This is a genomic window from Pseudodesulfovibrio sp. S3, assembly GCF_004025585.1.
Classification (GTDB): Bacteria; Desulfobacterota; Desulfovibrionia; order Desulfovibrionales; family Desulfovibrionaceae; genus Pseudodesulfovibrio.
This window is the reverse complement of the sequence record NZ_QTZO01000001.1, coordinates 188,020-200,727: the sequence shown is the minus strand read 5'-3', so window position 1 is coordinate 200,727 and position 12,708 is coordinate 188,020. Positions and strand designations below refer to the sequence as shown.

Annotated in this window: 11 protein-coding genes; 8 read left to right on the top strand and 3 right to left on the bottom strand. The window is 57.4% G+C overall.

Features of this window, described 5'->3' with window-relative positions; translation table 11 throughout:
• Nucleotides 1–26 precede the first annotated feature (26 nt).
• The 4 genes from DWB63_RS01030 (at nucleotide 27) to tsaB (ending at nucleotide 3,993) form a co-directional block, all read left to right on the top strand.
• Nucleotides 27–836 (top strand): phosphatidate cytidylyltransferase, encoded by an 810-nt coding sequence (locus tag DWB63_RS01030; RefSeq protein WP_128326943.1) that lies wholly within the window; start codon nucleotides 27–29, stop codon nucleotides 834–836.
• Between the two features lie 19 nt (nucleotides 837–855).
• Complete coding sequence (dxr, locus tag DWB63_RS01025) at nucleotides 856–2,058, top strand: 1-deoxy-D-xylulose-5-phosphate reductoisomerase (RefSeq protein ID WP_128326942.1); 1,203 nt, start codon at nucleotides 856–858, stop codon at nucleotides 2,056–2,058.
• Nucleotides 2,059–2,126: 68 nt separating this feature from the next.
• Entirely contained in the window at nucleotides 2,127–3,185 is a 1,059-nt protein-coding gene (gene rseP, locus DWB63_RS01020) for an RIP metalloprotease RseP (protein WP_128326941.1), read from the top strand.
• A 19-nt stretch (nucleotides 3,186–3,204) separates the two neighbouring features.
• Nucleotides 3,205–3,993, top strand: coding sequence for a tRNA (adenosine(37)-N6)-threonylcarbamoyltransferase complex dimerization subunit type 1 TsaB (gene tsaB, locus DWB63_RS01015; RefSeq protein ID WP_128326940.1), 789 nt, complete (start codon nucleotides 3,205–3,207; stop codon nucleotides 3,991–3,993).
• Between the two features lie 368 nt (nucleotides 3,994–4,361).
• On the opposite strand, the gene dnaA is transcribed toward tsaB, so the two are convergent.
• The 3 genes from dnaA to DWB63_RS01000 form a co-directional block, all read right to left on the bottom strand.
• Nucleotides 4,362–5,723 (bottom strand): chromosomal replication initiator protein DnaA, encoded by a 1,362-nt coding sequence (dnaA, locus tag DWB63_RS01010; protein ID WP_128326939.1) that lies wholly within the window; start codon nucleotides 5,721–5,723, stop codon nucleotides 4,362–4,364.
• A gap of 610 nt (nucleotides 5,724–6,333) precedes the next feature.
• Nucleotides 6,334–7,068 (bottom strand): FAD-dependent thymidylate synthase, encoded by a 735-nt coding sequence (gene thyX / locus DWB63_RS01005; RefSeq protein ID WP_128326938.1) that lies wholly within the window; start codon nucleotides 7,066–7,068, stop codon nucleotides 6,334–6,336.
• Between the two features lie 106 nt (nucleotides 7,069–7,174).
• Nucleotides 7,175–7,702 carry a hypothetical protein gene (locus DWB63_RS01000; RefSeq protein ID WP_128326937.1) on the bottom strand — a complete coding sequence of 176 codons (528 nt, stop codon included), beginning with the start codon at nucleotides 7,700–7,702 and terminating at the stop codon, nucleotides 7,175–7,177.
• Between the two features lie 83 nt (nucleotides 7,703–7,785).
• Between DWB63_RS01000 and DWB63_RS00995 the strand changes: the two genes are divergently transcribed.
• The 4 genes from DWB63_RS00995 (at nucleotide 7,786) to DWB63_RS00980 (ending at nucleotide 12,589) form a co-directional block, all read left to right on the top strand.
• Nucleotides 7,786–8,760, top strand: a complete 975-nt coding sequence (locus tag DWB63_RS00995) for a zinc dependent phospholipase C family protein (protein WP_128326936.1) — start codon at nucleotides 7,786–7,788, stop codon at nucleotides 8,758–8,760.
• An 80-nt stretch (nucleotides 8,761–8,840) separates the two neighbouring features.
• The gene (locus DWB63_RS00990) at nucleotides 8,841–9,620 is read left to right on the top strand and encodes a hypothetical protein (protein ID WP_128326935.1); all 780 of its coding nucleotides are present in this window, start codon (nucleotides 8,841–8,843) and stop codon (nucleotides 9,618–9,620) included.
• Nucleotides 9,621–9,726: 106 nt separating this feature from the next.
• A complete protein-coding gene (locus DWB63_RS00985; RefSeq protein ID WP_128326934.1) occupies nucleotides 9,727–11,403 on the top strand; it encodes a DUF3880 domain-containing protein in 1,677 nt (558 codons plus the stop codon).
• Between the two features lie 298 nt (nucleotides 11,404–11,701).
• Entirely contained in the window at nucleotides 11,702–12,589 is an 888-nt protein-coding gene (locus tag DWB63_RS00980) for a flagellin (protein WP_128326933.1), read from the top strand.
• Nucleotides 12,590–12,708 lie beyond the last annotated feature (119 nt).

Below are 12,708 nucleotides of genomic sequence, written 5' to 3'. Positions count from 1 at the left end.
CGCACCCATAACCGCTGAAATACCCTATGGATATCTCCCCTCACAAACAACGAATCGCCACCAGCATAGGTTTGGCCGTACTGCCAGCCCTGGCCTTACTCTTCCAAGGATGGGTCCTGTTCGCGGTTCTCGCTCTTTTCAGCGTCCTGACCCTGTGGGAATTCTATTCCATGTTCCGCCCGGTGCAGTCCATGACCGCCTTCAAATTCCTGGGCGCGCTTTTCACCCTCATGCTCCTGGGAGCGTTCACCGCCCATGACGCACGCTATCCGGCCGCAGTCCTGCTCCTCGCCTTCTGGGCCTCGGGCTTCATGTTCCTGCTCCGCTACAACAATGATGTTGCGGCATCCTACCGGCATTCCGCCGTTTTCCTGGCCGGTCTCTTCTATATTCCGCTGAATTTCCATTTTGTCATCGGCATGGACAGGCTGGAAATCCTCCTCGTCATCGGCGCAGCCGCCGTGTCGGACACCGCAGCCTTCTATGCAGGCTCCCTATGGGGCAAGAAGAAAATATGGCCCCGCATCAGCCCAAAAAAATCCTGGGCCGGCTCCCTGGGCGGCCTGACTGTCTGCGCCTGCTCCACCCTGGCCTACGGGATGACCTTTGGCATGCCCGAAACGGGCTGGTGGAAATGGCTCCTGCTCGGCGCAATTCTGAATGTCGCCGCCCAATTAGGCGACTTCTTCGAGTCGGCCCTGAAACGCTCCCTGGACATCAAGGATTCCGGCGTCATCCTGCCGGGCCATGGCGGGTTGCTCGACCGGGTGGACAGCTTGCTGCTGGTCATTCCAACCTACGGATTGATTTCCATGTTCCATCCTTTCTTCAAATAGAGAGCGGGCGGAATCACACGTGAAATCCTATATCTCCATCTGGCCCGAAAGCGCCGAAATTCCTGATTTTCCCCGATCCCTGACCATCCTCGGGGCCACCGGCTCCATCGGCGATTCCGCCTTCAAGGTCATTGCCAAACACCCGGATCGTTTTAGGGTCACGGCTCTGGCCGGAGGCTGCAACGGCCAAAAGCTGGCAGAACTGTGCGCCGCCTTCCGGCCCATGTACGCTGCAGTGCTGAACGATGCTGCCGCAAAGGTCTTTCTCGACAACCTGCCTGCGGATTGTCCCACCAAACTGCTGGTCGGCCCTGAAGCCTATGTCCGGCTGGCGACCCTGGATGAAGTCGATCTGGTTTTGTCCGCCATCGTGGGGGCCGCCGGTTTCAAACCGACCCTGGCCGCTGCCCGGGCAGGCAAGATGATCGGTCTGGCCAACAAGGAATCCCTCGTGTTGGGCGGCCACATCATCCGCGAGGCCTGCACCCGGTCCGGCGCCATCATCCTGCCCGTGGATTCCGAGCACAACGCCCTGTTCCAGGGACTGGCCGGACACGGAAAGGCAGAGGAGCTGAAGCGGCTCATCCTGACGGCTTCGGGTGGCCCATTCCGGGGGAAAGACAAGCGGTTTCTGGAAACCGTCACCCGCGAACAGGCCCTGGCCCATCCCAACTGGAGCATGGGCGCCAAGATTTCCATCGACTCGGCCACGCTCATGAACAAGGGGCTGGAACTTATCGAGGCGTGCCACCTCTACGGCCTGCCGCCGGAACAGGTGGATGTGGTGGTCCATCCGCAGTCCATCATCCACTCCCTGGTGGAGTATGTGGACGGCTCCCAACTGGCCCACCTCGGCAACCCGGACATGCAGGTTCCCATCGCCCACTGCCTCTGCTACCCTGACAGGGTCACCGTGGACGTCCCGCAACTTGATCTGGCCACAGTGGGGACCCTGACCTTCGAACAGCCTGATCTGGCCGCCTTCCCCTGCCTGCGACTGGCCCGGGAAGCGTTCGACGCCGGACCGAGCTACCCTATCGTGCTCAACGCCGTCAATGAAGTGGCTGTGGCCGCCTTCCTGAAAAAGCATATCCGCTTCCAGGACATCCCGACCATGATCGAAGCCGGGCTTGACCGGCATAGCCCTGTGGACGTATCCACGCCCGAGGCGATACTGGCTCTGGACCATTCAGTCCGGACGGAAACCAAGACCTGCCTCTAGCCATTCTGCCAGGAATGATTATAGTTATGGATCGCCAGCCACAATAACAACGTCCATAAGAGGAATATATGCTCACAACAGTCATCGCCATAGTTCTTGTCCTCGGCGGACTCATCTTTTTTCATGAACTCGGCCATTTCGCCGTCGCCCGTTTGTTCGGCATGGGCGTCAAGGCCTTCTCCCTGGGCTTCGGGCCCAAGCTGGCTGGCTTCACCTCCGGCAAGACCGATTACAAACTCTCCCTCATCCCCCTGGGCGGCTACGTGGCCCTGGCCGGGGAGCAAGGTGAAGACGAACCGAATTTCCCTGACGACCAGCTCTTTGCCAACCGCCCTGCCTGGCAACGGCTGTGCGTCGTGGCCGCCGGTCCCTTCTTCAATTTTCTGCTTGCCTTCCTGCTCTACTGGTTCCTGGTCCTGGCCCAAGGCCAGGCCGTGGTATTGCCCGTGGTGGGCGGTGTTCTGCCCGAAAGCCCTGCTGCTTCCGCAGGTTTCGTCAAAAACGACCTGATCACGGCCATCGACGGTGCGCCCATCGATTCCTGGTCCCAGATGGTAGAAACCATCCGGGCCGCAGAGGGCAACCCCCTGACCGTGGAAGTGGATCGTGACGGCCAGATATTCACCCTCTCCGTCACGCCCGAAGTCAGCACCTTCAAGAACCTGTTCGGCGAAACCGTGACCGTACCCATGGTGGGCATCAACCAGGGAGGCGAACTCCGCTTCGAAAAAGTGGCCGGGACAGGCATCCAGGCCGCATTTGAAACCACCTGGAACATGTCGCAGGTGGTGATCAAGGGCTTTGTCTCGATCCTGGAACGGCTCATCCCCGTGGAGAGCGTGGGCGGCCCCATCATGCTCGCCCAGATGGTCCATCAGAGTGCCCAATCCGGCCTTTACGCACTGCTCGGCATGATGGCGGTGATCTCCATCAACCTCGCCATAATCAACCTGCTGCCCATTCCGGTGCTGGACGGTGGGCATATCCTGTTCTTCGCATTGGAAATGGTGTTCAGACGGCCGCTCAATGAAAAATGGAAAGCCATGTCCATGCGCATCGGCCTGCTTGTCCTGCTCCTGCTCATGAGCCTGGCCATCTTCAACGATGTCCGCAGGCTGTTGTCCTAGGGCGGAATCAGGAAGAATCATGGCCAGTCCCAAGATCACGAATCCGCACAACCTGATCCTCGCCATGGGCGGCGCCGAGGAACGGCTCCAGCTCGTCCTGGGCCAACCCGGACCGAACGGATACGGCGTACTCGCATCCCGGCAGTGGAACGTCCCCGGACAATCGGTCAGATTTCTGGTGCCCGGCCTCAAGGCCACCCTGGATGAATTCGGGGTGGGCACGGAAGCCCTTGATAAAATCGCCTGTGTGCGCGGCCCCGGCAGTTTCACCGGACTGCGTCTTGTCCTGGCCGCAGCCGAAGGTATCAGCGCCGGTCACGGCCTGCCTCTGGCTGGACTGGATTATCTGCCCCTGCTGGCCAGCGGCCCAGGCCCGCTTCTCAGCGGCACGCTCCATGTGCTGACCTATGCCCGTCGTGGACTTGTCTACCTGCAATCCTTTGACTGCCCCGCCTGCACCGAGTTGGCCCCCCTGGCCTCCCTGACATTGGAGGAGGCCGCCACCCGCATGGCCGCACTCGGCCCCCAGGCCCATCTCATGGGAAGCGGACTACGCAAGACGCCAGAGTTCTTTGAAAAAATGACCAAGACCAATCCCGAATACACCTTGATGAGCGCTGCCTGGGACAATCCTTCGCCCGAAGTGCTGTTGGCCGCCGCGGCCAAGGCCGACTTTGCCCACACCTCCATAGAACCTGCCTATGTCCGTCCCACGGACGCCGAGGACAATCTGGACCAGATCGCCGCCAAACGGGGCTTGGACCCCGAGGCTGCCAAACAGCGCCTGGAAGAGCTCAGGAACTCCTGAGCCGCCCTTGCCCGGCGCGTGAGCGCCATTCGAGCACGCCTGGCACGGGACAGGCAACCCGATTCTTCTTGAAATCTGCACAGACCACTTTTCCGTTACCAGGGAAGAAGCGCTCATACGCACAGCAGTCCGCCTGCCGGGCCATCTCCGCCCCTGCCACAGCGACCAGCCCCAACGACAAAGACAGACCCGGCCCGATCCCTCCGAGACACCCTCTTGATCACCCGTTTCCGGGCAAGCTTTCCCAAACGATCTTGCAAAACGAAAAGGCCGACATGCTGTCGGCCTATCAAATTTCTCCCGGAACCGCTCAAGCCTCACGTGACTGATGCCACAGGCGGTTCCGGGAGAACATGTGGGGGGCGTTTCTAGGGAGTAAGCCGCTGGGCCGTGCTTTCGATCTGGCGCCCAAGCGGCGTTTGCTTGGAAATTTCTCGCTCCACCTTGGTGATCCCCTTGAGAACCGTCGAGTGTTTACGGCCCAGTCTGTCGCCGATGCTCTTCAGGGAGAGATCCGTATGCTTGCGAGCCAGGTAAAACGCGGTATTCCGGGCCAGAACCACCTGCCGTTTGCGACTTTTGGCCCGCAGTTCTTCCTTGGACAGGCTGTAACTCTTGCAGATGAAATCGATTATCTGATCGAAATCCGGCGCCGAATTCTGTACGGCGTAGTTATCCAGCACTTCCCAGGCCAGACTCATGGTCACGGCCCTATTGAGCAACCGCGCCTTGAGCACAAGATTGTTCAGGCAGCTTTCCAACTGACGGATATCGGAAGTAATGCGTTCGGCCAGCAGTTCCGACACCTCCACAGGCACGTCGACCTGCATCCTGCGGGCCTTTTCCAGAATGATGCGACGACGCGTCTCCATATCGGGTTTGTTGATGTGGGCCAGGAAACCGGAACAGAATCTGGAAACCAGCCGATCATCGACCTTCATGAATTCCTTGGGCATGAAGGAGCTGGTCAGCACCACCTTGCAACCGCGTTCGCGCAGGGCCGTAAGGGTGCAGAGAAGCTCTTCCTGCATCTTTTCCTTACCCTGAAAAAAATGGACGTCCTCCATGAGCAGGACGTCGATGCCTTCACGGAACAAGCTCTTGAACTGATCCACCTGCCCGGACTTGAAAGACATAACCCAACGGGTTGCGAACTCCTCCGAGGAAAGGCAGGCGACCTTCAGATTCTTGCGGTTGGCCGAACGGCAAAGCTGGTTGCCCACGGACTGAAGCAGGTGCGTCTTGCCGAGTCCTGCCCCGGAACTGAGAAAAAGATGGTCCGAATTGAATATACTGCTGCTCATGGATTTGCTGGCAGCACAGGCGAGTTCGTTGGAAGGTCCCACCACAAAGTCATCGAAGGAAAAACGCCAATTGGACACGATGACCGGTTTAATGGAATGCCCAAGAGGCAACCCCAAATGCCGGGGAGCCTTTTCAGCTTCCGGTTTTTTCTTCCGCTCCGGCTTGGCCGCAAGACTGCCCGCTTCCCGAGCGCGGACATTGATTGTGATACGCGGTTCACCCCCAAGGACCTCGGCAGCGGATTCGCGGATAACCTGGAGCAGGCGGTCGCGCACCCAGTTGGCTACAAATTCGTTTGGAGCGGACAGGGTAAGCTTGCTACCCTCCACGCGGCCGATAAGAGGTTTTATCCATACAGTGAAGAGCCCCGGGTTGAGGCTCTTTTCAAGTGAGTGCAGAATTTGCTTCCAGGCAGTGTCGATCATGTTGACGGAGATAATTTAAGGTTAAGAAAGACACAATTCGCATTATTCAACGTAAACACAAAGATCGAATGAGATTATCGACAGCGCACACAAGATGTAACATGCTTGAATAAAAGGAATTACAATAAAACCCAAGGCGGGCCCTCATTTTTACTGCAGTCTCATTGAAACAAACGCGTCACAAGGGTTTTTAGACTCTCAAATTTCTCTAGAGGTTGGTTTTTTAAACAACTGTTGATAACTTTTTAAACAATAGCTTCTCTTCTTTTCGACACATTGCTCAAACTTACACTCTTTTTCTTGTCCACTGACTTTTTTTTGTGACAATTCCTATTGTTACCCAAGATGACATTTACTTCCGCTTTTTACTTAAGCCATTGATATAAAAGATCATACCCAATGAGCAACCATTCCTACTCCTGTTAACCGTCATTTCCTCTCATCAGCTGTCCTCTCAAAACCATTGAGCCACAAGGGCTGACTGGAATCACCCGTTTTTGAACAGTGACAACATCCTGAAAAAAAAAGTAAAATAAAAGCTGTCACACAATCGTCAAGAAGGACAAGGCTCCAAGGGGATGGGATAAAATCCCGGACTATGGAAAAATTTTTAGGCGTTTTCAATGCGTGTCGGATACTTTCCGCACGCAAATCTCGGGGATTCGGGACAATAGCCCAACTGTTCGCAGCGAGCGCCCCCATTTGCAAAGATGGCCGGGAGCTTCTCCTTGCATATGTCCAGCATGAGATCGGCCATGGCGCGGACCTCCCACTGGGCGCGGTTGCAGCAACGCAGATTAAAGAAATGATGCAGACTGCGGCAGTTCATGGTCATGACGATCTTGGTTTCGGCCGCCTGGGGCAGCACGAACCGGGCATCCTCGTTGGCTTTGGACTTTCGTCCGTGGGCCACAAGTATTTCCCGCAGGTCAGAATAGGCGCTCTGCACCTCGGCCATGAATGACTCGAACCGCTCCTTGGCTTCGGGAATCCTGGCAATGGCCGGAGGCAGGATGTAATCCATGTCGTTCTCTGCCACGTACCGCTGGCTCTGCTGGGAATAGGAAGCGATCCGGTGACGGACTATCTGGTGGGAGCAGGCTCGGGATATACCCTCCACGGCAAAAGTCATGGACACATGCTCGATAGGACTGTCGTGGCCCGACTCCATGGTCTTGGACACGAAGTCGGCCTGTACTTCAGGATCGATCTCGCCGGAAAGGAGCCTGGGCCACATGTCGGCAACAAAACCGGCATGGTAACACTGGCGGAACGCAGCGTATATGAGGGGCAAGGCATCGGGGGTCATGGTCATGAATTCAACCCTGAGTTTCTTTTCCGGCATGTATATTACTCCATATTATGTATGTGTCGCAGATCGGTTTTTCTGCTTACCCCAAATGGTCTGGGCTGTCACCAATCCGCAATATCCCGGCCCGACAACAGGTTGCCTAGTAGCCCAGCTTCACCATGGCATCATCCACCAGTTCTTCCGGCGAACGCACGCCTTGCATAATGAAATGGAGTACGGAATAAAAGGTCGGCTCAATGTCTGCCAACCGGGCGGACATCGCCCGCCAGAGCTCGTCCATATCTTCGCCCCCGCCCCTCTCGGCCACCCTTGCAGAAAGCAGCCTGGTGTCGGCCATGAGATAAAAGACCTTGCCCGCACCGTGGATGAGGGGAGTGACCAGGGGATGTTCAACCAAGGCATCGTCGAGCACGATGATCACCCCCTCCCCCTTGAGGGCTTCGACAGCTTCTTCGGGGTCGGCCGGCTGCAGCACCTTCTGTCCGGTGCGCTTACCGAGCAACCGGGCCAGGTCGGCTTTGCCTGAACCGGGCAACCCCACCAGCACCGCATTGCCCGTTGCCCGCCATGCATCGGCGTAATCCTCGCGCCGTTCTCCCTTGCCAAAGGCTTTGGTGGCCCCGGCTTCATCCACATCGTATTGCTCTTTGATGAAATGCTTGGTCATATCGTCCCCATATATCAAGTTTGCTTTGCCATGTGGACGTTATCAAGTAGGATGACCAAAAGGCAAACCCAAAACAAACACCCATGCCCAAAGAACTGATCCATTTCAAAGTCGCCGAAATGACGGCCACAAACCTGACCGGAACCCGGTTCGCTCTCGGCCTGAAAGCCTACCCGCAAGGCCTTTTGCTGGGAGCGATCTTTCACGATGTCCCCTATTACGGGATCACGGCCTCGGCGCGCCCCATGGAGAAAGTGGCCCACGAACTGCACGGGGCCGACGGCCAGGATACCTACTCACTGCTGCGGCTCCAGGCCCGGTACGCCGCCCTTGCCCCCGATCGGAATCTGGCAGCCGCCCTGCTGGTCGGCATGGTTTCCCATCTCTGCGCCGATACGGTCATGCACCCGATGGTCTGGCACCTGTCAGGCGACTATCATGCTCCTATCCCCACGGAACAATCCCGAGCCAGACAGCGTCACCGCGCTCTTGAATCCCTCATGGACATGACCGCCTGCCCCGAGATGTTGGGCCAACCCCGCTACAAGGTGAAACACCTGCTTGAAGCCATCGGCGATCCCTTGTTCAAGGCGCTGCCAATGAAGGACCTGGCCGACCTGGCCAACATCTCCCCTGAACAGGCCGTCACCGGTCTCTGTTCGGCCTTCACCGTTTTCGCCCGGCTCCAGCTTTTCTTCCCCTTCCGGCCCCTGGCGCGTATCCTTTACGCCCTCTACCCATGGCTGCCGAACCCGGCCCGGGAAGTGGTTGCCCTCTTCTATGCGCCTCAGCTCCTGGACCAGGCAGATCGCATCAAGGGTCAAATCCTGTATCACGATCCCGTATCAGGAACACAATCCGCCGCGGCCCTGACTGATCTCATGGTCACAGCCGCCGACAAGGCAGGAGAACTCTGCCGCCTGCTCGAACCCACTGTCTTTGACAATACCCCGCTCGCATTACTCGAAACCGGCCCCTCGCTGGATTCCGGCAAACCCGACACAAGCTCTAGGAAAATGCACCACTGGGCCAACCCACCTTTTCCTAGGCTTTCGTGATTTTTTGTTCCAACCTGTTGCCCATGCTCCCCAAATATCTTAGTCTTGACGCATTGTACCAATCTGCAACAGGAGCCCTCATGAAAAAATACATCCTCATCGGCGCCGGAGCCCTTGTCGTGGCCCTCGTCTCCGTGGTCATTCTCATCATCCTCAATCTCGGCGATCTGATCAAAACAGCCGTGGAAGAATTCGGCCCGCCCATAACCCAGACCGAAGTCAAGCTCGGTTCGGCTGACATTTCCATCCTGACCGGTTCCGGTTCATTGTCCCAGTTCTACCTGGGCAATCCCAAGGGATTCTCCATGCCCAGCGCAGTGGAATGCGAAACCATCCGGGTCAAGGTCGTGACCGACTCCCTGACCAGCGACAAAATCATCATTGAAGAAATCTTCGTGGACAGCCCGGTCATAAGCTACGAGCAGCAAGGCAAAACCGACAACTTCAAGACCATCGTCAACAACATCAACAAGGCCGTTGCCGGTGAAAAGAAGGCAGAACAACCGGCTGCGGAAGAAAAAACCTCGGAAACAGGGGCTGAAAAGAAAATCCAGATCAACAACTTCATCATCAGGAACGGCAAGATCAACCTCGGAGGCTCCTTGCTCAACGTCTTCGGCGACAACGCCGTGGGCATCGACCTGCCGGACATCCATCTCAAGGACATCGGCAAGGACAAGGAAACCTCGCCGGCCGAAGCCTTTTCCATGATCCTGGGCGAAATGACCGGCAACGTGTCGGGCACGGTCACCCAGTTGGGCAAGCAACTGAAAGAACAGCTCGGCAAGGCATTGGATGGCGTCACCAAGTCCACCGATTCCGTGGGAGGCACCATCAAGAGCATCTTCGGTTCCGATTAGCCCATGCATTCAGGCATCAAGGGCCGCGCCGTGCATCGGCGCGGCCCTTTCTTTTTCCTCCGCCCGCCTTGCCTGCAACACCGCATATGCAGTACAGGATGTACCCATGACCCGCAGTACATACACAGCTGAACCCGTCCTTGAGGGCGAGACCCTGTCGGACCTGCGCATCCACATCCAAGGGAAGACCTGGCACTTGTGGGGCCGCAACGGACTGAAACGGGAACACGCCCTTGCGGACGCAGTGCCGGACAATGTCCTGCCCGTGCTCACTGGCTCCGGCCTGGGATACTGTCTGAATGCGCTGCTGAAACGGGGGCTGCCCGTAGCCGTGGTGGATCGGGAAACACCTTTGCTCGCCCTGTCCAAAGTTGCCGAGAACAGGTCGAACGATGCGCTTCTCTGGCTGAACGACACAGACCCACACCAGGTCATGACCAAACTGACGGCCTGGCGCGAAGTACACGGTGGCCGCACCCTGACCCCGGTCATCCTGCCCACGTATCTGCGACTGGACAGGGAATACTACGGCACACTGGCCGAATTGCTCAAGACGGGCGACACGACTGAGTTCTGGAGTCAGGCGCGCTACCCCAAGTTCAGATCCGTGAACCCGCGCGTGCTTTTCTTCGACTCGGACTACTTCCTGTGCCGGGAAATCCGTTCGGCTCTGGACCGACTCTCTGTCGACTATCAGACCATCCCACTGCCCAACCGGGAAAAGGGAAGCCAGACGTTCATTGAATCCCTGCTCAAGGCTGTCATCGATTTCAGGCCTGATTTCGCCCTGACCGTCAACCACTTCGGCCTGGACCGGGAGGGCAAACTGGCCGGATTGCTCGACGACCTCGGCCTGCCGCTGGCCTCCTGGTTCGTGGACAACCCCCGCCTCATCCTCTACGACTACGACCATCCCGGCGCGGACAACACCGTCATTTTCTCCTTTGACGCGGGCAACCTTGACGAAATGCGGGACAAGGGATTCCGCCATGTCCATTACCTGCCCCTGGCCACGGACCCGACACGGTTCCGGCCCGGCCTGAAAACAGCTCCGCCACACTGGAGCAGCGACATTTCCTTTGTGGGCAATTCAATGACCAAACCAGTGGCCAAAAGCCTGGCCTTGTCCGGGCTTCCCGACACGCTGGTCCGGGAATACGAAGCCGTGGCCCGCGACTTCGGGCGATCAGGGGAAACGAGTGTCGCCCGTTTCCTTGAAAACAACCACCCCATTTGGGTACAGACACTGCAATCCCTGCCCTCCAGCGAACACCGGCTGGCCTGCGAATCCCTGCTCACCTGGGAGGCGACCCGCCAGTACCGACTGGCCTGCGTGCAATCCACCCTGCCCTTCGGCCCGCTCATCGTCGGCGACGGCGGCTGGGCCGAGATCCTGCCGAAGAGCAATGGCGTACGATTCCACCCCGCTTTGGACTATTACGAAGATCTGCCACGCTTTTACCCGATGTCGACCATCAACTTCAATTGCACCAGTCGCCAAATGAAAGGGGCGGTCAATCAAAGGGTTTTCGATGTCCCGGCCTGCGGCGGTTTCCTGCTCACCGATTACCGGGAGCAAATGGAAGACCTGTTCGACCTGGAAACCGAGGCGGCAGTGTACCGGCAGGCAGAAGAGATACCTTCCCTTGTCGAAAAATTTCTGAACAATCAAAAGCAACGCGTTGCCATCCGCACTGCAGCCAGAAACCGCATCCTGGCCGGACACACCTACGAAATCCGCATGGCACGGCTGATCGACATCATGCGGAACACCTTTGCATAGACACATCAGCACTCTGATTTAACATATTATTTCAATCAAGCTCTCATCCTCAGAGCGCCCTTTTCCGCCCCATTTCCGACTCCTGGTGCGTTATCGCCCCATGCCTCACCACCCCGCGACCATATTAGCATCCCTTAGCTGCGCATAAAGAAAACGAAAATACGTTCATCAAACCTAAAGTTTTGTCTGTTCAAGCCGATGAAGTGGTCAACACAAGAAAGGTTTGTCCGGCAAATACAGTAATCCGTCGGACTGGAAACCTAGGCATGGAAGCCACAACTATTTCAAGGAGGAAATTATGTCTCTGGTTATCAACCACAACTTGATGGCAATGAACGCGTCTCGCAACTTGGGTGTCTCTTACGGCAACCTGGAAACGTCCACTCGTCGCCTGTCTTCAGGCTTGCGCATCACCCAGGCTTCGGACGACGCAGCAGGTCTGGCCGTTCGAGAACTTATGCGCTCGGACATCAGCTCACTTCAGCAGGGTATCCGTAACGCAAGCGACGCCATCTCCCTCATCCAAACGGCTGACGGTGCGCTCGGCGTTATCGATGAAAAGCTGATCCGTATGAAGGAACTGGCCATGCAGGCCTCCACGGGTACCTACAACTCCGACCAGCGTCTGATCATCGACTCCGAATATCAGGCCATGGCTTCGGAAATCACCCGTATCGCCAACTCCACGGACTTCAACGGCATCTACCTGCTCAACGGCGCTCTGTCCTCAGCAACCCACGATGGTTCCGGACTCAAGGCCACCGGCAAGCTGAAGGTCCACTTCGGTACCGGTAACGACAGCTCGGAAGACTACTACTACGTCCAGATCGGCTCTGCCACCGCCTCCGCCCTCGGCGTCGGCCTGGCAGCCGGAACCGGTGCCGGTGCGTCCATTTCAACCCAGGCACTGGCCCAGCAGTCCCTGGATGTCCTGAACAACGCGATCATTTCCAAGGATAAGATCCGCGCCAATCTCGGTTCCCTGCAAAACCGCCTGGAAAACACCGTTACCGTTCTGGAAATCCAGGCCGAGAACGTCCAGGCCGCTGAATCCCGCATCTCCGATGTCGATGTCGCCACCGAGATGACCGAATTCGTGCGCAACCAGATCCTGACTCAGTCCGCAGTCTCCATGCTGGCCCAGGCCAACAGCATGCCGAGAATGGCCCTGTCCCTGATCGGCTAGCCGTAAACGTACAGCTTAACGGCACACATCCGGGCCGGGCTCCTCTTTGGGGGGTCCGGCCCACTATGTTCAACAACCTGTGAACCAAAGGAGTCGTGGCATCAGGATTGCAGACAAAC